General features: G+C 40.7%; 20 protein-coding genes. 14 read left to right on the plus strand and 6 right to left on the minus strand.

The window, feature by feature from the left end; translation table 11 throughout:
* Positions 1-172: 172 nt before the first annotated feature.
* Complete coding sequence (locus tag HGR01_RS07860; protein ID WP_045869021.1) at positions 173-850, plus strand: hypothetical protein; 678 nt, start codon at positions 173-175, stop codon at positions 848-850.
* A gap of 236 nt (positions 851-1,086) precedes the next feature.
* Here the strand turns inward: HGR01_RS07860 and HGR01_RS07865 are convergent, their stop codons facing one another.
* A complete protein-coding gene (locus tag HGR01_RS07865) occupies positions 1,087-1,968 on the minus strand; it encodes a 4-hydroxybenzoate solanesyltransferase (protein WP_045869020.1) in 882 nt (293 codons plus the stop codon).
* Between the two features lie 250 nt (positions 1,969-2,218).
* On the opposite strand from HGR01_RS07865, the gene HGR01_RS07870 reads away from it, so the two are divergent.
* Positions 2,219-3,871 (plus strand): Ppx/GppA phosphatase family protein, encoded by a 1,653-nt coding sequence (locus tag HGR01_RS07870; RefSeq protein WP_045869019.1) that lies wholly within the window; start codon positions 2,219-2,221, stop codon positions 3,869-3,871.
* Positions 3,872-4,016: 145 nt separating this feature from the next.
* On the opposite strand, the gene HGR01_RS07875 is transcribed toward HGR01_RS07870, so the two are convergent.
* A complete protein-coding gene (locus HGR01_RS07875) occupies positions 4,017-4,733 on the minus strand; it encodes a hypothetical protein (RefSeq protein ID WP_052335116.1) in 717 nt (238 codons plus the stop codon).
* Positions 4,734-5,293: 560 nt separating this feature from the next.
* Here HGR01_RS07875 and abc-f point away from each other — a divergent pair.
* The 5 genes from abc-f to HGR01_RS07900 all read left to right on the plus strand — a co-directional run bounded on the left by abc-f (position 5,294) and on the right by HGR01_RS07900 (position 11,165).
* The gene (gene abc-f / locus HGR01_RS07880) at positions 5,294-6,919 is read left to right on the plus strand and encodes a ribosomal protection-like ABC-F family protein (protein ID WP_071989362.1); all 1,626 of its coding nucleotides are present in this window, start codon (positions 5,294-5,296) and stop codon (positions 6,917-6,919) included.
* A gap of 208 nt (positions 6,920-7,127) precedes the next feature.
* Complete coding sequence (locus tag HGR01_RS07885) at positions 7,128-7,454, plus strand: DUF6825 family protein (protein ID WP_045869018.1); 327 nt, start codon at positions 7,128-7,130, stop codon at positions 7,452-7,454.
* A gap of 194 nt (positions 7,455-7,648) precedes the next feature.
* The gene (locus HGR01_RS07890; protein ID WP_045869017.1) at positions 7,649-9,334 is read left to right on the plus strand and encodes an ABC1 kinase family protein; all 1,686 of its coding nucleotides are present in this window, start codon (positions 7,649-7,651) and stop codon (positions 9,332-9,334) included.
* 17 nt (positions 9,335-9,351) lie between these two features.
* Positions 9,352-10,083 carry a Stp1/IreP family PP2C-type Ser/Thr phosphatase gene (locus HGR01_RS07895; protein ID WP_045869016.1) on the plus strand — a complete coding sequence of 244 codons (732 nt, stop codon included), beginning with the start codon at positions 9,352-9,354 and terminating at the stop codon, positions 10,081-10,083.
* Between the two features lie 884 nt (positions 10,084-10,967).
* On the plus strand, positions 10,968-11,165 hold the full coding sequence (locus HGR01_RS07900; RefSeq protein WP_045869015.1) for an NblA/ycf18 family protein: 198 nt from the start codon (positions 10,968-10,970) through the stop codon (positions 11,163-11,165).
* A gap of 435 nt (positions 11,166-11,600) precedes the next feature.
* Here HGR01_RS07900 and HGR01_RS07905 read toward each other — a convergent pair whose 3' ends face one another.
* Entirely contained in the window at positions 11,601-13,136 is a 1,536-nt protein-coding gene (locus HGR01_RS07905; RefSeq protein WP_045869014.1) for a serine/threonine protein kinase, read from the minus strand.
* Between the two features lie 867 nt (positions 13,137-14,003).
* Here HGR01_RS07905 and HGR01_RS07910 point away from each other — a divergent pair.
* Positions 14,004-14,174, plus strand: a complete 171-nt coding sequence (locus HGR01_RS07910; RefSeq protein ID WP_168160948.1) for a transmembrane 9 family protein — start codon at positions 14,004-14,006, stop codon at positions 14,172-14,174.
* 84 nt (positions 14,175-14,258) lie between these two features.
* Here HGR01_RS07910 and HGR01_RS07915 read toward each other — a convergent pair whose 3' ends face one another.
* A complete protein-coding gene (locus HGR01_RS07915) occupies positions 14,259-16,610 on the minus strand; it encodes an adenylate/guanylate cyclase domain-containing protein (RefSeq protein WP_045869013.1) in 2,352 nt (783 codons plus the stop codon).
* 1,187 nt (positions 16,611-17,797) lie between these two features.
* Complete coding sequence (locus tag HGR01_RS07920) at positions 17,798-18,760, minus strand: trypsin-like serine peptidase (protein ID WP_045869012.1); 963 nt, start codon at positions 18,758-18,760, stop codon at positions 17,798-17,800.
* A gap of 606 nt (positions 18,761-19,366) precedes the next feature.
* Here HGR01_RS07920 and HGR01_RS07925 point away from each other — a divergent pair.
* Positions 19,367-20,398, plus strand: coding sequence for a hypothetical protein (locus tag HGR01_RS07925; RefSeq protein WP_045869011.1), 1,032 nt, complete (start codon positions 19,367-19,369; stop codon positions 20,396-20,398).
* Positions 20,399-20,589: 191 nt separating this feature from the next.
* On the opposite strand, the gene HGR01_RS07930 is transcribed toward HGR01_RS07925, so the two are convergent.
* Positions 20,590-21,417, minus strand: coding sequence for a carbohydrate ABC transporter permease (locus tag HGR01_RS07930; protein ID WP_045869010.1), 828 nt, complete (start codon positions 21,415-21,417; stop codon positions 20,590-20,592).
* A gap of 177 nt (positions 21,418-21,594) precedes the next feature.
* On the opposite strand from HGR01_RS07930, the gene HGR01_RS07935 reads away from it, so the two are divergent.
* The 5 genes from HGR01_RS07935 to folE all read left to right on the plus strand — a co-directional run bounded on the left by HGR01_RS07935 (position 21,595) and on the right by folE (position 26,720).
* On the plus strand, positions 21,595-22,290 hold the full coding sequence (locus HGR01_RS07935; RefSeq protein WP_045869009.1) for an aldehyde oxygenase (deformylating): 696 nt from the start codon (positions 21,595-21,597) through the stop codon (positions 22,288-22,290).
* Between the two features lie 271 nt (positions 22,291-22,561).
* Complete coding sequence (locus tag HGR01_RS07940) at positions 22,562-23,581, plus strand: long-chain acyl-[acyl-carrier-protein] reductase (protein ID WP_045869008.1); 1,020 nt, start codon at positions 22,562-22,564, stop codon at positions 23,579-23,581.
* 228 nt (positions 23,582-23,809) lie between these two features.
* Positions 23,810-24,790: an acetyl-CoA carboxylase carboxyltransferase subunit alpha gene (locus HGR01_RS07945; protein ID WP_045869007.1), complete on the plus strand. Its 981-nt coding sequence runs from the start codon at positions 23,810-23,812 to the stop codon at positions 24,788-24,790.
* A gap of 391 nt (positions 24,791-25,181) precedes the next feature.
* On the plus strand, positions 25,182-25,907 hold the full coding sequence (locus HGR01_RS07950) for an SDR family oxidoreductase (protein WP_045869617.1): 726 nt from the start codon (positions 25,182-25,184) through the stop codon (positions 25,905-25,907).
* A 105-nt stretch (positions 25,908-26,012) separates the two neighbouring features.
* Positions 26,013-26,720, plus strand: a complete 708-nt coding sequence (gene folE / locus HGR01_RS07955; protein WP_045869006.1) for a GTP cyclohydrolase I FolE — start codon at positions 26,013-26,015, stop codon at positions 26,718-26,720.
* Positions 26,721-26,723 lie beyond the last annotated feature (3 nt).

Genomic DNA, 26,723 nt, shown 5'->3' on the forward strand with positions numbered 1-26,723 from the left:
TTATTTGGATATAAGTAGTACAATTGTTCTAGTAAGCAACTTTAATTCCCAACTTTCAGCAACTTGAGTGCGTAGCTGCATAGCAGCTTAACGTTAGACATCGCCTTCTAGTAATCACCCAAGGCGGTTGATTTGTTGTGCAATATTGGGGAGTTTTTAGGAGGTCAACATCATGATCGCACAAGTACAGCCTGTAATTCCCGCTCCGGTTGACTCTAAAGTAGTTAAAAAATCTGAGTTTGAGCAATACGCCCAAGAAAAAGCCAATGCTTTAAAAAATGCTAGTGGAGAAGGATTTTCGCTGCTTTCGCTAGCTGATGTTACTAAAACAATTTTACATCATGCCTTTTGGTTAGCGGAACAAAAACAACAGCTTTCATTGAGACAGTATAAACAGTTATTGGTTGAACAAGGCTGGAAAGGTGAAGAAAAAAAATATCTGAAGATTGCAGCTGTATTTGGTGAATTTTCGCCCCAGGATTTAGCACAAATTGAACCTTTGACTGTGTATCAGCTAGCAAATAACAATAATAAGTATAAGCCAGTAATAGATGCGCTTTTAGAATTGAGGGCGATTACTCAAGAAGCCGTACGTTCTCTAGTTAAAGAAAAACGTACCCCCAGAGAACCAAAACCAGAAAAACCTAGTATTTGGCGGCGTACAAAGAATGGTGGTAGATATTGCCAAATTCCAAGCATTCATGAGGAAGATGAGCACACAGGCGTGACTCTGCAAAACATGATTGACACAGAAGGTTTGAGCGCTCAACAAATAGTAGCAGAAGCGATCGCACTCCGAAAGGCATATAAGGAAGGACTGTTAGTTGTAGTAGAGGAAAACAAAAATTAACTCTGGCATAAATTTGAGCAAAATAACCATTATTTAGGGGGTGAAGGGACTAACAAGTATAGCCCTTTCACCCCCTTGGTAAATATCAAAAAATCAGAAATAAAAACTCCACCCACAAAGGCATGGAGCATGGGGAATAAGTTTCCAATGCCCCATGCCCATTGCCCAATGCCCTAAGCGGCGGGGCGGCTATTCTTATCCATACACAAAGTAATGAAGTTTCCCGCCGCTTTCTATTAAAAACAGCCAGCAATCATTCCACCCAATAAGATAAAACCAATCCAGACATTTTGACGGAACATCTTGCCATAAATAGGGTTGGGTAAATTTGGGTTACTTAACTTGATGGATTGCCAAACCCAGCCAATTGTGGCAATTACTAAGCTAATCCAAAATGCTAGGTGAAGGTGAATCACAACTCCTAAGTCAGCTAGTAAAGCTATTGTGCCGACAAAGAAAATCGCAATGGCTAAAGGTGCGTAATTCCCAAAAAATAGAGCGCTAGAATTAACACCAATTCGCCGATCATCTTCCTTGTCGCTCATCGCATATACAGTATCAAATCCTAATGTCCACAGTACAGTTGCACCCCAAAGTAACCAAGTCGGTTGGGAAATGTTTTGTGTAACTGCACTCCAGCTAATTAAGACAGCAAAACCCCAAGCAATTGACAGCACTAATTGCGGTACGGGAAACACTCGCTTCGCGCCTGGATATAGCAAAATGACGGGAACTGCTGCTGCTGATAACCAAAAAGTTAAAGGATTAAGATAAAACGCCAAAACTGCGGCACAAGCCAGCGCCACTAAGCCGACAACAATCCCAACTTTAATGGAAAGTGTACGGGCAGCTAGGGGGCGATCGCGAGTTCTTTCTACTTCCGGATCGATATCCCGATCCCACAAATCATTGACAACACATCCAGCTGCACTGGTGGCGAGAGTACCTAAAATAATTACGCCAACTAAAGGCAAAGGTGGTTTACCTGCGGCGGCTAAAAACACAGCCCACAGTGCAGGAATCATCAGGATTAATCGTCCTTCTGGTTTATGCCACCGCAAAAGCCGAATAATTATCAGCCACATCGGTTCGGAGTTGCTTTCTGGCGTTCTTAACATAGAAGTAAACAAAAAATCAAGTAATTACTTTAGCTAGATGAATTAACACATCTTTACATCTATAGAATATCTTTATTTGCTATTTGTAAAAACACAACCTAAACTTGCATCCTTAGATATATCTAAAAGGTCAATTTAGTTGTGAGCAGCAGAGTGAATATTTTTGATCAAGGTTGAGTCAATCTTCACTTAACCTTTATGACCCCGACACACCAGTTTTTACTATCCTTACTAACAGAGAGAAAACTAGATGCTAAGTTTAGTTTCGACTAACCACGTGAGCATTCCCACTCCGACATTTAAGCAAAATCGGATTATTGCTGCCATTGACCTAGGTACCAATTCTCTGCACATGGTAGTGGTAAAAATTGACGCTACCCTACCGGCTTTTAGCATTATTGCCAGAGAAAAAGAAACTGTGAGACTAGGCGATCGCGATCTGGCTACAGGTAATCTGAAACTAGAAGTAATGGACAGGGCGATCGCAGCTTTAGGACGCTTTCAAACAGTTGCCGAAACTTCCAATGCGGAAACTATCGTGGCTGTCGCAACTAGCGCTGTGCGCGAAGCACCCAATGGTAAAGATTTTTTACACAGAGTCTTCGTTGATTTAGGTTTAAGCGTTGACTTAATTTCTGGACAAGAGGAAGCGCGGCGTATCTATTTGGGTGTGCTGTCGGGGATGGAATTTCACAACCAACCGCACATGATTATTGATATTGGCGGTGGTTCTACAGAATTAATTTTGGGGGATAGTAATGAACCACGCACGCTCACAAGTACTAAAATTGGTGCAGTCCGCCTGACTGGTGAGTTAATCACCACAGATCCCATCAGCAACGCCGAGTTTCAATATCTCCAAGCCTATGCACGGGGGATGTTAGAACGTTCTGTAGAAGAGGTAATTGCAAACCTCAAATTTGGGGAATCGCCACGTTTAGTAGGTACCTCTGGCACGATTGAAACCTTAGCACTGATCGATGCCAGGGAAAAATTAGGTTATGAACCTTCCACACTCAATGGCTACCAATTAAGCTTAAAAGACTTAAGAGATTGGGTAAATCGCCTACGGAAACTGAGTAACGTTGAAAAAACTGCGATACCAGGTATGCCAGATAAGCGGTCGGAAGTTATACTGGCAGGCGCAGTAATATTACAGGAAGCTATGACCCTTTTGGGCGTTGAATCAATAACAACTTGTGAGCGTTCTTTGCGCGAAGGTGTAATCGTGGACTGGATGCTAGCCCACGGTTTAATCGAAGATAAACTGCGTTTCCAAAGCTCAATTCGGCAGCGTAGTGTACTCAAACAAGCTAATAAATACCAAATTAATTTAGAGCATAGCGATCGCGTCGCTGGATTTGCCCTTAGTATATTTGATCAAACTCAAAACAAATTACACTTTTGGGGTGAGGAAGAACGACAATTACTATGGGCTGCTGCGATATTACATAATTGCGGTCATCATGTCAGCCATTCATCTCACCACAAACATTCTTATTATCTAATTCGCAATAGTGAATTACTCGGTTATACCGAAAGCGAAATCGAAATCATTGCCAACATAGCGCGCTATCATCGCAAATCTGCGCCCAAGAAAAAGCATGAGAATTTTCGTAACTTGCTCACGAAACAACACCGCCAAATAGTTAGCCAATTAAGTACGCTTTTAAGATTAGCAGTGGCTTTAGATAGACGACAAATAGGCGCTATTGAAAAGGTACAGTGTGAATATCATCCACACACCATAAAATTTTACCTGCGAATTTTCCCATCCCATCCAGATGATGACTGTGCCTTAGAACTATGGAGTTTGGATTACAAAAAATCGGTATTTGAGGCAGAGTTTAACGTCCACTTAATCACAACTTTAGAACCTTATACGATGTCTATTAATTCATAGTTTACGCCGTTAATATTGCCACAGGCTAGCTATTTCTAATAACAATTGAAAGTATACAGCCCTTTTGGTGCGTGATTGCTTTAAACATCACGCACTACCAATGACATCAAAAACAACGCGTTAAGGAAAAGCCAAGCTATAAAATCTAAGGAAAATTGATCGCGTCATTACTTTGATTGCTATAGCAGATAACGTAATCAGAATTAATCCACCCTTCTTTATTTGCTAATTTTGGGTTTGATTCTGGGATAACGCGTACTTTAATCCAGGGTGTTGGAGTGGCATTTAAGGTTGATATGTCACGCATTAATAATGTGACGTTGTTACCATTATCTAAACCAGCTTCAACTTTTCCGCCTGGTGTACGTCGTAAACTTAACTGTCCTTTCACAAGTCCAGTTACTTCGCACATCGCTGGTTTGACTTCAGCGATTTTTGCGTTACATTTAAGGGCTGCTGAACTTACCCAACCTTCCAAAAATTTATCTTTCGGAGATTCAGAATCAATCACTTTTACATATAGCCAATTTTCAATACCTTTTGCAAGTACTTCCAACCTTGCATCTTCGTATAAATTGATGAATCCTGCACTCTCAAATTCTTGTTGTGGTTTTGCTAGGTAAAAAAATAAAGCTTCTTCATATCCCAGTTTCTTTGATTGACAAATAACTTTTTTTGTTTGTGCTTTGTTTGCTGTCGCTGCATTTGCAATCAGGCTAGGAGTAACATTAACTAACCCTAAGCTCAAAAACGCAAAAGCTATTTTTGATAACAATTTATACTTTTTAACAGGTGAGTTAAAAGCCGATAAATTGCGTTTAGACTTATCTGATAAAATATATAACGCCTTACTGTTATTCATAATTGCTAGATAAAGTATTCAAAAGCACTAAATATCTAACTTAGCTTTTTTACTTTTGAAACGCCTACCCAATGTCACTTAAATAATTTCTTGCAGTCAAAACCAGTATATTTACATATTTTGGCAAAATTTTAGTTGAGAATTTAAGCTTGTTAAGCCATCACACTTATACAATGCTGGAATTTAATTCTATTTCCACTATTTTTCAAGAGGATAGTAGGGATTAATAAGTGTCTAACGTCACAGCCAGATACTTTGACAAAAACTCTGAGGCTTCTGGAATTTATTAGTGCTACACTGTATTCAATATCAAACCTCTACAAATCGCTAGCGAGATAGCTGAAATGAAGTAGTAACAACCTCATGTTGCACTCCAGCAACAAATGTCAAAACATAATCACCACAAGCAGTTTGACAGGTTACTTCAAAAAATCATGTTCTAAAAATATTGTGATTTAGCCGTGAGCACATTCTCTGCGGCTTGGTTTGTTGTGTACCGAATCTACCCGGAATTGTTGTTAATCAACGGGTGGAAGTTGGGGAATTGAGGTTTGAGAAGAATGCAGAAAAAATCAATATTATTAGCTGAGAATTTAGCTTATCAACTTAGTTCAACCAGGACTTTATTTGAGAAAGTTCAGGTAAGTATTGCCCCAGGCGATCGCATCGCTTTAGTTGGTAGTAATGGTGTGGGTAAATCAACCCTTTTGAAGATACTTGCAGGAGAAATTACGCCTAGCAATGGTTCTGTATTGTGCAAACATAATATTTACTATTTGCCCCAAATCAGTACCATCAGGCAAGAAATTACTGCAGAAACAGTACTCGATTTCTTAAGTTCTAAATCTGATGAATGGTGGCAGATTGAGGAGATTTTACAGACACAATTCCACACCACCCTGGACTTATCATTATCCATGAGTAACTTGAGCGGTGGAGAACTCACAAAATTATTTCTCGCAATTGGCTTATCTCAAGCACCAAACATACTATTGCTAGACGAACCCACAAATCACATGGATCTGCTAGCGCTAGAAAATTTAAGGCAATTTCTAGTAAATTTCTCTGGTGCATATATCATTGTCTCTCACAAGCCTTTCTTCTTAGATCAGGTAACAGAAGTTACTTGGGAACTGACATCTGAAGGGGTGAAAGTATATGGAGGTAATTTTTCGGAATATCGCCAACAAAAAGAAATCGAGTTAGCAGCCGCAGTGCGATCGCATGAAGTCTCCAGAAAAGAACTCAAACGCGTCCAAACTACAGCTATGCAAGAACAGCAGCGCGCCGCGCAATCTCAGCGTCAAGGGCGTGCTAAGTTTCTCAATGGCAGTATTGATCGCGCCTCAGCCGGATTGATTAAAACCAAAGCCGAGGCTGCTTCTGGGAATGCCAAAAAGAAGCACGAGCTTGCAGTAGTAAAAGCTACGCTAAATGTGGCAGATACTAAAGTAAAAACCACAAAAGCAACCAGTATTCAATTAGCCGAAAAAGCTCAAAAACGCCGCAACTTGATTGATATTCAAGATGCCAATCTTTGGGTATCAGAGCGCTTATTGATACAAAACATCCAACTGCATATTACCTCAGGCGATCGCATAGCAATTGTCGGCGCAAATGGTTCAGGTAAATCGACTCTCGCCAAAGCCATTCTGCAAATGGAACAGCCAGCAGCAGTTTTGGCTGGGGGTGAAATTTTACTCGCACCAGCCATGAAAGCCGTATATCTCGATCAAACCTATGAACTAGTCAATCGCCAGCAGACGATTTTACAAAATATGCAAGCCGCGAACCCTAGCCTCAGCTATCAATTGCTACGTCAACAGCTAGGACACTTTTTATTTAAATATAATGACGTTCACAAAAGTACATCAGTATTGAGTGGAGGAGAATTAGCCAGATTAGCGATCGCAATGATCAGCATCTCAGAAATTGACCTGTTAATTCTCGATGAGCCGACTAATAACTTAGATATCGAAACCGTTGAGCAAATGATAGTAGGTATCAACGAGTATCAAGGCGCGCTGTGGGTAATTTCCCACGATTTAGATTTCCTCAACCGCATCAACATTACTCAAAGTTACAAGTTAAGTAACCAAGCCTTGCAATTCACCAGCTATTTACCCAGTACACCACAGCAGTATTATCAAGAACTGCTGGAATGTCATCAATTGGGTAATGGGTAATGGGTAATTGGTAATTGGTAATGGGTAATTGGTAATTGGTAACAATAATTTCCCTTTTTTCCTTTTCCCCTTTCCCCTTTTCCCCCTCATCCCCAGTCCCCAGTCCCCAATCCCCAGTCCCTAATCCCCAATCCCTAATCCAAAAGTAGAAGCCGCAAAGCGTGGGAGCAAGTTATAATTCTCTTGCGGAGAGACGTAACAAAAATTTATGAGTAACCCCCTTTTACAAGCTTTCTTTGTCGGGAGAGCAGTTGCTGAAGTAGTGAACGAACGCTTAGAAGTCGCTTTGACTGATGCTTTGAGCGAAATTGGCAAATTTGACGCTGAAGCGAGAGAACAGTTACGCCAGTTCACAGATGAGGTGCTAGAACGGGCAAATCGCGCAGCTGAGGCTGCTGGTACTGGTCAGTCTACTACAGTGCGTGGCCCCAGTGGCTCTGACCCTGTTGATTTGCAAGCGATGATTGATGAACTACGGGCAGAAATCGCTTTATTACGTACTGAATTACAAAAGTATCGTAGTAGTTCTGTGTAAAAGCTGCGAACAATCCACTAGGAAGCATATTTTAGTCATTGGTCATTAGTCATTAGTCATTAGTCATTAGTTATTAGTCACGAGACAAATGACACCTGACAACGGACAAATGACATTTGATCGCAAACATTTTAGGAATCAGAGTGTCTTTTCTTCCAAGTGATTCGGTGACAAACCAACGGTACGCAAACAATATGGAAAAAGGTTATTCGGATAAGGCATACCGTTGGAATCGTGAAAACTATTCTAGCCGACGGCGTTTTATTGATATTTGGTCGTTTGTTTTGACCTTAATGTTCAAGCTTTGGCGATACAACAAAGCTTGGAGTTATCCTGGTGGGATGACAGAGGCCAAGCAAGCTGCAAGGCGCAAAGCACAGGCAATTTGGATTCGTAACACCCTGCTAGATTTAGGGCCTACCTTTATTAAAGTAGGGCAATTATTTTCCACCCGTGCTGATATTTTCCCGGTCGAATATGTAGACGAACTAGCAAAGTTACAAGACAAAGTACCCGCCTTTAGTTATGAGCAAGTAGAGGCGATTATTGAGCGAGAACTAGGTAAGAAAATTCCGGAACTGTTCCAGAGTTTTGATCCGGTTCCGCTAGCGGCTGCTAGTTTGGGACAAGTACATAAAGCCATCTTATATACAGGCGAAGCAGTTGTTGTCAAAGTACAACGTCCAGGACTGAAAAAATTATTTGAAATAGATTTACAAATTCTTAAGGGAATTGCCCGTTATTTTCAAAACCATCCTAAATGGGGACGGGGGCGAGATTGGATTGGAATTTACGAAGAATGTTGTCGCATTCTTTGGGAAGAAATTGATTACCTCAATGAAGGGCGTAACGCTGATAGTTTTCGGCGTAACTTTCGCGGCTATGAGTGGGTGAAAGTACCGAGGGTACATTGGCGTTATACTTCGTCGCGAGTACTGACCTTGGAATATGTTCCTGGCATTAAAATTAGCCAATATGAAGCATTAGAAGCTGCGGGTTTAGACCGCAAGGTGATTGCCCGTCAAGGTGCCCAAGCATACCTAATTCAACTGCTCAATAATGGGTTTTTCCATGCCGATCCGCACCCAGGAAATATAGCTGTTGGCCCAAATGGCGACTTAATATTTTACGATTTCGGCATGATGGGGCGGATAAAATCTAACATCCGCGAAGGGCTAATGGAAACGCTGTTTGGGATTGCCCAAAAAGATGGCGATCGCGTTGTCCAATCCCTGATCGACTTAGGAGCGATCGCACCAACCGATGATATGGGGCCAGTGCGGCGTTCTGTCCAGTATATGCTGGATAATTTCATGGATAAGCCGTTTGAAAATCAATCAGTGGCGGCAATCAGTGACGACCTGTACGAAATAGCTTATAATCAACCATTTAGATTTCCAGCAACCTTCACTTTTGTGATGCGAGCTTTTTCTACTCTTGAGGGAGTCGGCAAGGGCTTAGATCCAGAATTTAATTTTATGGAAGTTGCTAAACCATATGCAATGCAGCTGATGACCGATATGAATGGTTCTGAGGGCAATAGCTTCCTCAATGAATTAAGCCGTCAAGCAGTTCAAGTTAGTACCACTGCTTTTGGGTTACCCCGGAGACTAGAAGATACACTAGAAAAGCTAGAGCGAGGTGACATGCGTATGCGAGTCCGTTCTCTAGAAACTGAACGCTTACTGAGGCGACAAAGTAATATTCAGATAGGTATTAGTTACGCTCTCCTCGTCAGTGGATTTACGCTTTCAGGTACGATTTTATTGGTGAATCATTATGTATTGTTAGCAGTATTAGCAGGCTTAATTGCAGCGGCGATCGCAGTACTACTTATCCGCTTACTTTTACGTCTCGAACGTTATGAACGTATGTATTAATGTTGCAGTAAAAATTTATGAAACTTAACTTCGCGGGTCTGAGCGATCCGGGACTGATTCGTTCTAATAACCAAGATTCCTACTATATCGACCCAGAGAAACGATTTTGTATCGTTGCTGATGGGATGGGTGGTCATGCAGGCGGAGAGGAAGCTAGTCGCATCGCTACGCAGGAAATTCAAGCTTATTTAGCAGAAAATTGGCAAACTTCTCAGTCGGCTCAAGAATTACTCGTACAAGCTTTGTGGCGCGCTAATGAGGCAATTTTGCAGGATCAGCAAAATGCTCCAGAACGCGCTGATATGGGGACAACGGCTGTAGTCGTGGTTTTCCGACAATCCGAGTCTCCTTGGTGCGCTCATGTTGGCGACTCCCGGCTTTATCGCTGGCGCGGCTCACATTTAGAACAAATTACAGAAGATCATACTTGGGTCGCCAGAGCAATTAAACTGGGCGATATTACTTTTGAAGAAGCACGGGTTCATCCCTTTCGCCATGTTTTATCAAGGTGTTTAGGGCGCGAGGACTTACATCAAATTGACGTGCAACCAGTAGACTTGATGGTAGGCGATCGCTTACTTTTATGCAGTGACGGTCTCACAGAAGAATTGGCAGATCAAAAAATTGCTGACTGTCTGCAAGACAACTCTGTCTTAGATAAGGCTGTTTACTCTCTAGTTGAGGCTGCTAAGGCTCACGGCGGACATGATAATATTACAGTCGCGCTCGTGGCAGTAGAGGAAAATTAACGAGATCAAAGTCAAACAATTTGGAATTTGAGGTGTGCGCTAGGGAAGCTTCAAAGGCTCTTGTCGCCAACAGAGATGCAAGCATCAGCTCGCTTAAAATTAGGATTGCTAGAGGCTACGCCAACGCCAAGAGTGAGTACTGAGCATTTTTGAGATTGGCTGTAATAGCCCAACAAAAAAATACAGCTTCGAGATTTTAGATTAGTTACCTCCACATTCCGGCTGAAACTAAAAATAATCTAAAATCTTCAATCGCTATGTTAAAATTCCGAATTTCCAATAGTAGGAGTTGTAGATGGGCAATAAGGGTGAATAGTTAAGGGTTAAAGGTTTTTCTTGTCCTCTTTCGCCTTTCCTATGTTCTCCTGACCATTTTTGGTAAATATACTCAGCAATTGTTCAGCCTGAGCATTTTTCCTATTTACTACTTGATAAAAATGTTTTTAAGCTTCCAACTGACCAGAAGGATGCTGAAGTTGCACAATTTGTCAAATTGACATCTTGCGCTTAATGCGGTATAGCGAATATAATTTACGCCAACTCCTTTCACTTCTCATTTAATCTTGTGTTAAGCGAGATAGTAGGAGAATTAAGGCGTTTAACCCAATAGGGTTTATCAACAGCCAAAACAGGCGAAAACTACCGAGGTAGACTTCGGTTCTATACCAGTAGACTTAGGTTGTATATCAGCCAACCAAAAACTAACCCATAAGTTAGTGGGCAAAATCAATCCATTAGGGGTGGGCAATTCGTCAAACAATTGTTATCTTTCTTAATATCAGAAGAACAAAAGTGTAACGAACTCCAGTCCCAAGGATTTTACTTTTACAGCTTCTGCAACCTAAACAAACATAACCTTTACGCGTTTCTTTTTGGAGTTAAATATGAGTAACCCAATCGAATTATCCTTAGAACAACAATTCAGCATCCGCTCTTTCGCTACTCAAGTACAGCACATGAGCCATGACCAAGCTAAAGACTTTTTAGTTAAGCTGTATGAGCAAATGGTAGTACGTGAAGCAACCTACCAAGAGTTACTTAAGCACCAATGGGGCTTAGATTCAGGCTCCACTTTGGCATAGATTCTTTTCTAATGTCGCAGTGGGCGACCTCCTTCTCTTGCTCGGTTCCAAGGAGGAAAGGAGCTGGGGATGCAGGGGCGTCAACTTCGATAGGCAATCTCTAAACTTGACAACACAAAGACAATTTATTGGAGCCTTGAGGCTAAATTCACTATGAACCTTAGCGCAGCTAATTTACTGTCAGCTACCAATAAGCATACTTATCTATACTTCTTGAGAATCCACTTCACTTTGTAAATACTACAATGTATTTTTTGTAGATATTCATACAAAATTCGATTCTCCAAGTCTTACCGTAGCCCATTATATTTTTTCTAAATACAACTTACAACTATATATAGATTTTTATTAACAAAAGTTAACATAATTATTTGCAGTACTTTTAATAATACATAAGTTATGTAAATTACAAATTATTTAGCTAGAAATGTCAAATCAGGAGCTAGTATTCATTCCTTCTAGCTTTGCCAGAATCATCGGCTTAATTTTTTCGTACTCGCGTTTAAGAAGCGTTTTACTCATTTGCGGTTCAGCCGAAGAAACCATAACTTGACTGCTGTTGACCCACTCCAGCAGCTTTTGGCATTGGGCTGGCGCTATAGTAGAAACTAGCATGTGAGAACAGCTACCTGGTAATTCCCTAGCAAAAAATAACAAGCGATAAGAACCTGTTTGCCCCATGAGATTGGCTATTTCTTGACCCAGATTAGTTTTGAGATCTAGGTAGTAAGGTAACCATTTAGCACCATGTTGACGATTGTAGAGTACTGTAATCCACAGAGCCATAGGATGGGGAACAGTAATAAATAAAAATTGATTGTAGCGTTTACAAACTAAGCGCTTTTGAATTTCCTCTTGCGGTAGCATCACCCATAGCGAAGGTACAACCCCAGCATTAGTGCGGATGGCTTGGGGGAACACAATATCGGCAATTGGTTTATTTTTAGGCCAAGAATAGATGGCAGGAATTTCACTAACTGCGCCAGATATTTGGGAATTACCTTTTGTTTGTAACTCAGACTCAGATTTAGCCGTCGTCACATCAGCCACCGCATCAGTTTGTGGTAAAGACAGACGCGTATGAAAATGGTGTTCAATATCTGATAAAATATTGAGGATTTCACTGATATTTTGCGGGCGATCGCTTGGTGCTTTAGCAAGGCAATTCTTGACTAAATCCTCCAGCACCTTCGGTAATTGTAAAGCTGGCGCTGCTTCTGCAAAAGCAATTGGCTCTTGATGACGATGCACTTTATACCATGCTCCAAATGAGGAAGTCGTTGGTACCAACGGCATTTTGCCTGTGAGCATTTCAAACATCATCACGCCCAAACTATAAATATCGGAGCGGTTGTCTAATTCTTTACCCTCCATTTGCTCTGGAGAAGAATAAGCCAAAGTACCTAAATAGTAGTTAGTAACATTACCATCTGATTGGAGTAACTTGGCAATCCCAAAATCGAGAACCTTCACCAATTCTCCAAAGCTAGCATCTTGAAGCACCAACATATTACTGGGCTTAATATCGCGATGGATAATTGGATAGATATGACCATCAACCAGAATGCCATCATGGGCGCATTGTAACCCCAAACAAATCTGACGCGCCATACTCAAAAATCTTGGTACAGACAGATTTTGTAGGCGAATAATATTGCTTAAACTTTCTCCTTGTAGATATTCCATGACATAGAACGGTGTGTTCTTGTCGTCTAAGCCATAATCCATCACTCGGACAATATGAATACTTTTTTGTCCTAGTAAGGCACAAGTTTTAGCTTCACGTTCAAAACGTTCTTGCAATCGCATTTTTTCATTTTGAATTGACAAAGCTAGGAACTTCACTGCTACAGGTACTCCTCCCAACAAAACATCCTTAGCACGATAAACTCGGCCCATTGCTCCAGTACCAATTAACTCTTGCAGCTGGTAGCGTTTGCTAAGTAGGCGACCAATGTTGGGATCTGGCATAGAAAATTTGGCTCCAATGTCCAAAAATCGTGGGTGATTACTGTTTAAGATACAGGTTGTAGGTTTTACGTTTTAAAATTTCAATTTATTCAACAAAATTGGTAGAGTTACCCTGATCTTTGTACGATTTTGCACTTTGCTGATGATTTAGTCTGCCCAATTTTGCTGGAACAAATAGCTGAAGATAAATATTGAATAAACCCTGGAAATTTACCACCTCAAAATGGAGGAAAGCAATAACCTACCTAGAGGTTATATAAATAGTGCAAATGTACTATATTAGAGCTTCCAGCTAGCTAGCGATCGCGCAAAGCTAGAAATTACTATTGAATACCCACCAAGAGCATTGTGGCTCCCTTTTCAAGGAGGGTTGGGGGAACCCATAAGTGCTTAAAATTACAGCCAATCACTTTTCAAACAACCTCTTAGCCTTAAAATGAGATAGTATAGCTTACCGTTAATATGAATTCAGCCAATAAACCCTTTGAAGTTGCTTGAGTTTTTCAACAAATAATTGTAGGCAAGTCTATAAATACTGATGGCAGAATAAGCTTTTTGAATTTAGCTCAAGGAAGACTTTCCATTCACAAACGATAGGCTAGCATAAGAATGCCCGATTCGGAAAGGAGAATCTCTCAATAAATACGGAGAAAAACAAACTTGGCAAAGGAGTTTTTCTCTTCCTGGCTGTGGACTATAACTATTATTGGGAGAATTACAGCAGATTAAAGTATAAGATTCTGCTTAGAGCTTTTGCTTCTAAGACTCGCAACAACATCTCATATTGGATTACATCTGTCATAGCAGGGTCTTTTCTCGATGAGTGTGCTATCTTGAACTTGACAAAATTTATTTATTTTTATTCTGATGATTTCTACATTGGTAATTATTGTTTGCCTTTGGGTAATCTTAAGTATTCCTCTAGCGCTATTTGTTGGTAGATTGCTATACGAAATTAATTTAAACTCGGAGAAACAAAGTAAAACTAATGAAGAAGAAAATCTTGCCAATCAACAAATTAAAGCCAAGATTAAGTGAAATTAAATAGTTATTTTGCTAATTTTATTATCAAGTTAGTCATACATAGAATGACTATCTATAAGAATCATATCTAAGATATAATTATTTTCGCCCGAGTAAAAGATAAGCGCTCATAAAACCTTTTCCTACAATTTCAATTTCACCCCGCTTTTCTAAAAAAAAGTCATTATATAAACGCTCATAAGTAATTTGTGATACTTGAATCTGCCCGGGTATTCCCTGTAATTCCATACAGCTAGAAAGCTGTACGGTTTCTCCCCAACGATGATAGTCGAATTTTTGTACCTGCATCATACTGACAATTAAGGGGCCGGTATGGATACCGATCCGGATGTTAAAGTTTTGGTGATGCTCGCTATTAAATAAGGCGATCGCAGTTTGCATATCCAAAGCCATATGTGCGATCGCTTGAGCATGATCTGTACGTTGCATTGGCAATCCAGCTATTACTATATAAGCATCATTAATCCCCTGAATCTTCTGAAGACTATAACGTTCACTCAGACTATCAAAAGCAGAAAAAATGGGATTGAGTAAGCTCACTAATTGCATTGCACTCATAGAAGTAGCAATTTCGCTTAAGCCAATGATATCTGCAAACAAAACTGTAACTTCAACAAAATCTTTTGAAATTACTCCTGTTTCTGGTCTGGGAATGGCAATGTCTACTGGTGATATATTACTTAATAAACGTTCAGTTTGTTCTTTTTGATTATAGAGTGCTTCTTGTGCTAATATCCTTTGAGTAATATTGCGGAAAATACCCCTAATTGCCACTGCCTTCCCTTCCACAAATTTACAGTTAATATTGCCTTCGAGAAATATTGTTTGACCATTCTTAGTAACAAATGCAGTTTGGACTTGTGCAAGCTTTTCTCCTGACATAACGCTATAAAATTTTTGACGGCTGCGTTGGTGGAAATCAGGATGAATAATATCAAACAAAGTCAGATTAGCAATTTCAGATTCGCTATAGCCTAGAGTTTTTTGCCAGGCTTTATTGACATACAAAAACCGACCATAGGCATTTACAGACTGAATTAAATCGGTAACATTTTCAAATAAATCTCGATATCTTTCTTCACTTTCTACTAAAGCGGCTTCAGTTTGTTTGCATTTAATAAAATGACCAATTTGGTTACCAATCGAAACCATCATTTGTAAGAAGTCTATATCTTTTTGCAGCACTTCTTTATTGAAAAAAACCATTACTCCTAAAATTTCATGGTCATCTACAATGGGAAAGCCAAACGCCGCATGCAATCCAGATTTAGCAGCTGGTTGCGATCGCAGCAAGTCATCATCATCTGCAATATCCTTAATCCAAATTGGAGAACGTCTGGCCCAAATTCGACCTGGTAAACCTACACCAGTTTTATAAGTAGTTTGCCAAGTAATCGCTTTAAATTCTCGTACAGAAACTACTCTACTTGACCAGATTTCTATACATCTCAGGACTATATCGTGATTACTATGCCGTTTGATAGATCTACTGATATATTGATTTGGTGTCCATAGTTCTCCTAAATCCCAGCCTATAGTTTGGCAAATAGCTTGCAATATTTTTGGCATTGCCTCCTTTATGCTTTGGGATTCTGAAAGTATCCTGGTAATAGCATACTGAGCGCATATCCGCTGCTCTCGACGCTGACGGGCAGTAATATCCCGACCAATATAGACAATATCTTCTAAGCTACTTATATGATTAGGAAAAACTGAACAAGAAAAGGCTATTAACAGCTTCTCTCTTTTTTTTGTTCTACAAACAACTTCGATATTTGAGGATTTATGGTGCGATAATGAATATTTTTTGATAACGTTTTGGAATAAAGCATAATCATCTATTATCAGAGAAATTGATTTTCCTATTAATTCTGCTTCAGTGAAACCAAATATTTTTTTTGTAGCTGTATTAATTTTTTTGATTTTACCCGAATTACTTGTTACTAGTAAGGCATCTGCCATTGAGCCAATAACTTGTTCCATGTAATTCTTGTATGCTATTAATGTACTTGATAGCAGACTCGCTTCATGATATTTCTGTGCTAACTTCTGTTCAAATGCTAATCTATCAGTAACTTCTTCAATCAGAATTAATAAACGATTTGCAGATTTAAAGTCGACTTGTTCGCTAATCACATATATATCTATATATATTTCATAATTATTATCCACGCAACGTCTAATTCCTGGTAATTCAAATAATTCTTGTTCTCCTTTAAGGATAGATACCAAAATATCTTCCATGCCTATAAATTCAGGGAAACTTAGCCGGATATCCTTTCCTTGAATCACCTCTTCTGGTCGCTCGGCAAACTTGTGTACTTGCTCAGAATTATCTAAAATCTGAAAATTATGATCGAGTTCCAAGCGTTCAAATTTACGTGGAAATGAAGGTTGATTAAAAATCCGCTCTAATACCTGGTATTTCATAGTGCTGTGGGAATAGGTATTCAAATTATGACTGCAGGATCAATCAGCAGAATTGAGGTAAATATAGAGAACAAACAAATTGGATCGTGATTACCATATAATCCCATTCCTCCATAAAAAACTCAGCACTGAACACTGAACATTTAGGTTTTACAATTTACAAATCAGCACCTCTAATTATTCTGTCAACTATTCTTCCCAAGATGTATCCAATATTTGTTATATATCAAAGTAATCGTGACATTATTTAGCACCTGATTTATCTTTTTTTTCAACATTTGTGATCGAGCAATCTGATTTGATTGTGAAAATTGGTATTGTCAGCATATGACTATTAATAGTATGAGAAAAATATCAAATCAGAGAATAAATACTTGTTGAAGTTGGCAAAAATCAAATTAAGAGTTGTAATATTTTGTATTTACCAGTATATGTATCAAACTTAATTGATACGTAAGAATAATGAAAGGCTGTAAGCTGTTAAGCATTTAAATTGTATATTTCGCACTCAGGTTGTCAAAATTCAAGAGTCTAAAGTCCAAACTAGCCTTTGACTCTGGACTCTTGACCCTTGACAGTCCTAACGCCAGAATATTTGATTTAGGTGCGTATCAGCTTAATACTTACTTGTAAAATAATGATTTTTCTCTCAGTATTTCTCACGAACAATTCAGGATTGCTATAGTTTAAGTAAATACATATAGCTAATGTTCAACTTACCATTCAGGTGTTTTAGCCCAGAACTCTGACTTTGACTGTAACTATGTAATTTTCAACCTAGATATATTAAACTAATTTTGAGTCGCTTTTTTCCTTCACAAATTATCTTTACCTGCCATCAGATGAATTTTACAAGCACAGCAAAGTAAGATAATTATGACTCCTTAAAAGTTCCTTATATTTTTAGACACGAGTATCAAGGATAAAGCATAAATAAGTATGAGGATGCAAATATGTTACAGAGCCATAGTAAATAAATATGTAATCTGCCGAAGTGAAATTTGAAAATCGCAAATCACGCAAATGAGCTTGGGGTATAAAAAGTCACTTGTTTGAAATTAGTTACCTTCTCAACATTTGCAGGCGATCACATCATAGTTTTTTATGATTGCTGAAGGCTGAAATTTGTCAGCTTCCCGACTTTACGTCGGGAATACGGCAATATTTTAAGATAATTCCATTTACCTTTACTTACTGCCTGCCAATTCATCTAGGAAAGAGACTTTGACGGCTAGGTTGATGATATCTTGATGAGTTCTGGTGTTTTTAATTTCAGCATTGTTGAGTGCCACAATATATGGTTGTCCATCAATCAAACCAATGATGGGCCCACCAGAGGAACCACCAGCTGTATCACAATCATGAAATAATACATCGTCCTCCTCCTTGACAATACTGCATCCGGCTTGAAATCCGGCAGTCCAGCCTTGACCAGCAGAGAGGAACTCATAACCTTTCTTCTGCGGGTTGGGAAAATCACCAGAGTAGCCGACAAAGAATAATTTTTCCTTATTTTTGATCAATGCGCTGGCTGGGAGAGATTTCCATCCTAAATAGCCGTACTTGCGGCCAAGAGGCTTATCAATTTTCATAATTGCCCAGTCATGAGTCTGATTTATCGTGCTATCACCAGTAAAGTCTGTGCCATAAATCACTTGCTCTACAGTGGCGATATCTCTTTCATTGCTGACTTCACCATTGATGACATTTGGTAGAAATAGAATTTTTTTACTGAGTTGATGAGTTTCTGGATCAATAACACAGTGGGAATTTGTCAACACTATGTCATCAGCAATTAAAGTACCCGTACAGTGGTAACTTTTGGCATCAGTGGTTGTTCCTTGTACCCGACCGATCGCAGACCAAGGATAATCTCGACTCAGCATCGGAATGCGATCGTCTACACCATCAGGAATTCCTCTTCTACCTCCAGTTGGTTTTTCTGACTGTCTCATTCTTGAAGGTTTGAATGGGTTGCCATTACCTTGTATTTTTAATTTGCCTGGTTGGAATTTTGTAAATTTAGGAGGAGAACTAGGCTGTGATTCTGTTTGCGCTTGCACAGATACCGAACCCCCTAAAGCCACTGCACTCAAAATTCCTGCAAAAAAAAGCGCGAAATATTGTTTGTAAATAGCTTTTGTAGTCATGAAATCATCTATCCTCACTTAAAAGTTAAAATTTTCTCCAAACAATATGCATTAAGCCTGAGTAGCCTCACCTGGAAGGGTGCAGCCAAATTAAATTTCCCATCTCAGACTGAAAATGCAGTAGTTATTGAGGCTGAACCTCGCGTTTATATGGGTGGGGGGTCTTGCCCCTAATTGACAGTATCCTACCAAGAGAGTAGACACTAAATGAGTTTTGTGTATAGATAACACCTAAATTTCTGAGGCTTTATGCATTGCAGGCTATTTTTGCTGGTAAATTTTCTGCCATCGCTTTTGAAATATGGAAGTTGACCAATAATTTTCAACTTGCTTGGTCATAAGTCGCAGTTAGTTTGTTGATTGAACGCTACAAGTTACTATATCTCTGGCGATTTGCAGCTTATGCAGGGGTGATAAGAAGACGCGATTCATCGCGTCTCTACAAGGGGGGAGATCGCCTCAATATCTACACCTAAATATTGGGGCTAAAGCTATGTACAGCAGCAATTAATACAAATGAACTAGGTGAAATTTGACGCAATCTTACTACCAAAGCACACAGATTGTGGCATAATAAGCCGACGCATACACTAGTCGGCTACAGTCGTGGAATATAACGAATCTATTAACGACATTGCTGCTGCTTTGCAACAGCCAGCGGATCTTGCCTTTGAACTACCCGATCCAGAAGACGAACAGATTCCAGAGTCAGATTTTCAACAGCAGCTAGATGTAGCTTGGCAGGTGTGCGATCGCTTTGATTTGCAAACCGAAATCTGGCGTGGGCGAATTTTGCGGGCGATTCGCGATCGCGAGAAAAAGGGCGGTGATGGTAGAGGGACTGGGTTCCTCAAATGGCTCAAAGAACGAGAAATTAGTAAAAGTCAAGCTTACGCCTGGATTCAGTTAGCCAATAGTGCTGATACACTCCTAGAAGAAGGCAAGCTTGACCCAGGTTCAGTAAATAATTTTAGTAAACGGGCATTTGTTGAAACCTCCAAAGCTTCGCCGGAAGTGCAACAAATGGTGAGTGAAGCCGCCCAAAAAGGCGATCGCATCACTCGGCGCGAAGTACGTCAACTCAGCGACGAATGGACAGCAATGTCCTCGGAATTGCTACCAGAACCAGTCAAGGTGAAAGCAGCCGATAACACTCTTCCCCCGCGCTACATCGCCCCCCTGGTGAAGGAATTAGAAAAACTGCCAGAACCGCATCAAAAATACTTACAAAAAGAAATTGCTGCCAACCCTGATGTTGATACCCTCAAACAGGTAACTACAGAAGCGCGTTATTTGGCAAAATACTTAAAATCTGCGGCTCAAGTGCAAGCTTTAACGCAAGCAGAAGTAGACATTGAAACAGCCTTAGAAGAAGCGCAACGTGTAGGCTGTTTAAGCATAGCGGCTGACTTAGTTAATCAAGCATCCCAAATGGAACAAACCATTGCCAAGTTATACATGACTTGGAAACGCATTAGCAACTTAGCAGATCGGTTGTATGTAGATACAGGTGCAAGTACACCAAATTTGCGATCGCTTCTCAGTAACTTAGAACCCCTTGGTGGCGAAATCATGGAATTGCAACTAAGTGGGACTGTTGAACATACTGTGCGTTTGCAAATTCAAGAAATCACTTAGCAACTGGGGAATGGGGCATTGGGGAGGCAGTGCGTTGCGCGGGTTCCCCGCGTTGTAGCAACTGCCGTCATTGGGCATTGGGTCATGGATAATTGGTAATTGGTAATAGAAATTTCTCCCTCATCCCCCTCATCACCCCTGCCCTCTGCCCCCTGCTTTTTCCCAATCCCTAGTCCCCAGTCCCCAGTCCCCTAATTCTTAATCCCCGTCGTCGCAATACCGCGAATAAACTGTCTTTGTCCGATGAGAAATATTACCATCACGGGTACAGTTGCAATTGTTACAGCCGCCATCATTAAGGGCCAATTATTGGTAAATTGCTCTTGAAATTCTGCTAAGGCTAGCTGCACTGTCCTTAATTCTGGTCTTGTGGTAAATACTAAGGGCTTGAATAAATCGTTCCATTCACCGATAAAGGTGAACAAAAACAACGTTACTAAAGCAGGGCGGGCTAAAGGCAACATTACTTGCCACAAAATTTGTAACCTGTTTGCCCCATCTATAGCCGCGGCTTCTTCCAACTCTACGGGTATTGTCTGGAAATACTGACGTAACAAGAAAATCCCAAAGCCGTTGACAGCCGTTGGCAAAATTAACGCGCCGTAGGTATTGATTAAATGTCCCCACTTCAATACCAAGAAGATGGGAATCACCAATAATTGAAAGGGTATTACCAAAGTTGCTAAGACAATCAATAACAGAGCTTGTCTGCCACGAAATTTCAAACGTGCTAGGGCATAACCTGCCAAAGCCGAAGTCACAATCTGAAATGCTGTGACTGCGATCGCTACTAAAGTAGAATTAGCAAAGGCCAACAAAAATTTACCACGCTGCCATGCATCGCGGTAATTAGCTACAGTCCAGCTATTTTTGGGTACAACTTCCGGTGTTGCTCCAGCAGGTGCAAAAGAGGTAAGGAAAACCACAAACAGGGGCAGCAAAACGATAAAAGCCCCCAGCAGTAATACTCCTAAGCTTAAAAAATCGGTAGACTTTAGATTCCAGCGTGGTTTGGACATGAGTTTTGCTCTGAAGCTTTTATGTTTCTATTTGTAGAGCATCGCCCCCAGTAACAGCTAATCTATAAACAAGTGACTTGTTAAGTTAAATTAAATCACAGTGACAGTTACCCTAAAATCATAGGGTAAATTTATTTTTGGTATCAAATGATTCACCTTTACAGAGGTAAAGATAACATGCAGCAGATAACAGAGCAACCTGAAATAGATTTTCAAAGCGAAAAATACAAAGATGCTTACAGCCGCATCAATGCGATCGTAATTGAAGGTGAACAAGAAGCCTATGAAAATTACATTCAACTGGCCCAACTGCTGCCGCAACATAAAGAAGACTTGATTCGTCTTTCCAAAATGGAAAGTCGCCATAAGAAAGGATTTGAAGCTTGTGGACGCAATTTACAGGTAGAGCCAGATCTACAATTTGCTAAGGAGTTTTTCTCGGGGCTACACGGTAATTTCCAAAAAGCAGCCGCAGAAGGAAAAGTAGTTACTTGCTTGCTAATTCAGTCTTTAATTATTGAATGTTTTGCTATAGCAGCATACAACATCTATATTCCTGTGGCAGATGATTTCGCACGTAAAATTACTGAGGGTGTAGTCAAAGATGAATACAGCCATCTCAATTTTGGCGAAGTTTGGTTAAAAGATAACTTTGAGGCATCTAAAACTGAGTTAGAAGAGGCAAATCGTCAAAACCTTCCTCTAGTTTGGAAAATGCTCAACCAAGTAGCAGATGATGCCCAAGTGTTAGCAATGGAAAAAGATGCCTTGGTTGAAGATTTCATGATTCAGTACGGTGAAGCATTAAGTAATATCGGCTTCACTACTCGTGACATCATGCGCTTATCAGCTTACGGACTTGTAGCCGCTTAAAAAGGATGGAAGGGTGAAGGATGAAGGATGAAATTCTCAACTTCATACTTCACACTTCATACTTTTAATGCTGCTTACGCTTTGTGTAGTATTTTTAAGAGTAAGTTATTCCCTCTTAACCCACCCATAACAATTTTGGATTTTAGATAGGAGATTTCACAGAAAAAGTCTTGGTAACAACGCTGTTCCAGAAATCTCGCATCATTCTATGTATCCAAAATTTGGTTATGATTCCACGTTTTCGACGCAGCACGCGCTTAAATATCAATACATGTTTGGTCTAATTGGACATCTGACTAGTTTGGAACACGCTCAAGCGGTAGCCAAAGAATTGGGATACCCAGAATATGCCGATCAAGGGCTAGATTTTTGGTGCAGTGCCCCACCGCAAATTGTTGATAAGATTACTGTCACTAGCGTCACGGGACAGAAAATAGAAGGGCAGTATGTAGAATCTTGCTTCTTGCCTGAGATGCTAGCAAATCGCCGGATTAAAGCCGCAACCCGCAAAGTACTTAATGCTATGGCCCATGCTCAAAAGCATGGCATTAATATCACAGCTTTAGGTGGGTTTTCTTCCATCATTTTTGAAAACTTTAACTTGGAGCAGTTTAGCCAAGTCCGGAATATTAAACTAGAGTTTGAACGCTTTACTACAGGCAATACGCATACTGCCTATATCATTTGTCGGCAGGTGGAACAGGCTTCAAAACAATTAGGAATTGAATTAAACAAAGCGACTGTAGCTGTCTGTGGCGCAACTGGTGATATTGGTAGCGCTGTTACTCGTTGGCTAGATGCGAAAACAGATGTCAAAGAACTACTGTTAATAGCCCGTAACCAAGAACGTCTCCATAATTTGCAAGGTGAACTGGGACGGGGAAAAATCTTGTCTTTAGAGGAAGCACTACCCCAAGCTGATATTGTGGTTTGGGTTGCTAGTATGCCTAAAGGCGTAGAAATAGACCCGACTGTATTGAAACAACCCTGTTTGTTGATTGATGGTGGTTATCCTAAAAATTTAGGGACAAAGATTCAGCATCCTGGCGTATATGTGCTAAATGGTGGGATTGTAGAGCATTCTCTCGACATTGACTGGAAAATTATGAAAATAGTCAATATGGAGGTGCCAGCACGTCAATTGTTTGCTTGTTTTGCGGAATCGATGCTGCTGGAATTTGAGAAGTTATACACGAACTTTTCTTGGGGGCGGAATCAGATTACCGTAGACAAAATGGAGCAGATTGGTCAGGTTTCAGTTAAGCATGGATTTAGACCACTGCTAGTTTAGTGATTGGGAACTGGGGGTTGGGGACTGGAAAGAGCATAACGAGGAGACAAGGGAAATTAGCCAGACCCCATCTCTCGTCTTGATGCCCCAATCTTCAGAACCTTGATATCAAAAATCCCCAATTTTCAATTCCCGATTTCTTATATCCATTATCCAGTTCCTAATCCCCAATTTTCAACCCCCCATATTCAATACCCTATACCCGATCCCTAATCCTAATCCCTAACTATGGCAACTACCGAGCGTAAACCGCTACTGTTAGATTTTGAAAAGCCGCTAGCAGAACTCGCAACCCGAATCGATCAAATTCGCCAACTCGCAGAAGAAAATGGTGTGGATGTTTCTGGTCAAATCCGCCAGCTAGAAGCACGCGCTATGCAACTGCGTGAGGAAATTTTTACTAGTCTATCGCCATCCCAGCGATTGCAAGTTGCTCGTCATCCCCGCCGCCCTAGTACTCTCGATTACATTCAAGCAATTAGTGATGAATGGATGGAGTTACATGGCGATCGCTGTGGCGGTGACGATCCGGCTTTGGTGGGTGGTGTTGGTCGTTTGGGCGGACAGCCTGTAGTGATGTTGGGCCATCAAAAAGGCCGGGATACCAAAGACAATATTGCTCGTAATTTTGGTATGCCCTACCCTGGCGGCTACCGCAAAGCACTGCGGTTGATGGAACACGCCAACAAATTTTCAATGCCGATTTTAACCTTCATCGATACACCGGGAGCTTGGTCTGGGGTAGAAGCCGAACATCAAGGGCAAGGAGAGGCGATCGCTTACAATTTACGCGAAATGTTCTGCTTGGACGTGCCTATTATCTGCACGGTAATTGGTGAGGGCGGTTCTGGCGGCGCACTTGGTATTGGTGTAGGCGATCGCTTAATGATGTTTGAACACTCTGTTTACACAGTTGCGACTCCGGAAGCCTGTGCTGCTATTTTGTGGAAAGATGCTACTAAAGCCCCACAAGCTGCTACTGCTCTCAAAATTATTTCCCATGACCTGAAAAACTTGGGTATTATTGACCAAATCTTGCCAGAACCAGTTGGTGGTGCTCACTCTGACCCCATAGAAGCCGCTACAACTCTCAAACAAGCTCTCTTGGAAAATCTCGACGAACTCAATCGTTTAACAGCTTCTGAACGCCGTCAATTGCGCTACGAAAAATTCCGCAAGATTGGCGTTTTCACTGAACTTGCCCAGTAACAACCTGAAGATGCTTGCCTAGCATAGCAGCAATGCTATAATTGCCTATGACGCTTAAAGATTTTTAACAATCTTCTCAGTCATAGGCGTTTGCTTTTGGGCAAATCAAATCTATTGGATGATTGGTTTGTCTAAAATTTAGTTATTTGGTAATAACATTGAGTGTGGAAATGGCAATTTCTAGATGAACATTTGCGGTCATCTAGGGACAAATATTTAACCAAAAAAACACCCATGTTGGCAACGAATATAACAGTTGTCACAAGCAATCATCGGCTTTTTTAGATTTTTTTAATCTATAAATTAGATTGCTTTAATCTATCCAAACCGAGAGATTTAAATAATGGGGTATGTAGAAGCTTGCAGAACCGCCAACAAATCTGGAGATAGCATGAGCGTTGAGCCGAAACGACGCGCCCTAATTACTGGGGCAAGTAGTGGAATTGGGAAAGCAACTGCTTTGGCATTTGCGAAGGCGGGAATAGATGTCGCCTTAGTCAGCCGTTCCCTAGAGAAATTGGAGGCGGTAGCATTAGCAGCAAAGCATACAGGCGTTGCCGCGAACAGTTATGCTGTCGATTTAGCTTGTGTTGGGCAAGTAAAAGAACAAATACAAGCGATCGCCCATGACTTTGGTGATATAGACATTTTGGTAAACAGTGCAGGGATAGCGTATACAGGAATGTTGAGCGAAACTTCCTTAGAAGACTGGCAGCAAGTGATTAATTTAAATCTCACCAGCATCTTCCAGTGTATTTTAGGGATTTTGCCAGGAATGCGCGATCGCCAAAGCGGCACAATTATCAACATTGTCTCGATTGCTGGCAAGCAAGCCTTTGCTAATTGGGGTGCATACAGCGTTAGTAAATTTGGTCTAATTGCCCTTTCTCAAGCTTTAGCACAAGAAGAACGCGCCCACGGAATTCGTGTCACAGCAATTTATCCTGGTGCTGTGAATACCGAACTTTGGGATACAGAAACAGTCAACGCCAACTTTGATCGCTCAAAAATGTTAACACCCGAAATTGTTGCCCAGTCGATTCTGCACACAGCTTTATTGCCACCACAAGCGGTCATTGATGAATTAACTCTCATGCCTAGTGCTGGCGTTCTCTAAATTAGTCCTTCGTTGATTTATCATTAGTCATTTGTTTTTGCTCATCACAAATGATTAATGACAAATGGCAAATGACAGACAATCAACCCTTACCAAACTTAAATCATGACTATCGCGAGTCCTAACGGTTCCAATCGCTCACAATCACCTTTAATTCCTGATTTAGCAGAAGCCATCACTCTCAGACCCGATCGCAATACCCACGACGGACATGAGCCTAATTTGCATTCTCCTCAAGAAGAAGAGATGGAGCAAATGACAGCAGCCGTGCGCCAAATACTATTAGGTGTGGGAGAAGACCCTGAACGTGAAGGTCTGCTGAAAACACCCAAACGGGTAGCAGAAGCAATGCGGTTTCTGACCAGTGGCTACAACCAATCGCTAGAAGAACTGGTTAATGGAGCCATCTTTAATGAAGGCCATAACGAAATGGTCTTAGTTCGGGATATTAATTTCTTTAGCTTGTGCGAACATCATATGTTACCTTTCATGGGAAAAGCGCACATTGCTTATATTCCTAACCAAAAAGTTGTGGGACTCAGCAAACTAGCGCGGATTGTTGAGATGTACTCCCGTCGTCTGCAAGTCCAAGAAAGACTTACTCGCCAAATTGCAGAAGCAGTTCAGACCATCCTCAACCCCCAAGGAGTTGCGGTAGTCATGGAAGCAACTCATATGTGCATGGTAATGCGCGGCGTGCAAAAACCAGGTTCTTGGACAGTCACCAGTGCGATGCTAGGTGTGTTCCAAGATGAACAAAAAACTCGCGAAGAATTCTTGAATTTGATTCGTCACCAAGCATCATTCTTTTAACGA

The sequence above is a fragment of the Tolypothrix sp. PCC 7712 genome, assembly GCF_025860405.1.
GTDB lineage: Bacteria > Cyanobacteriota > Cyanobacteriia > Cyanobacteriales > Nostocaceae > Aulosira > Aulosira diplosiphon.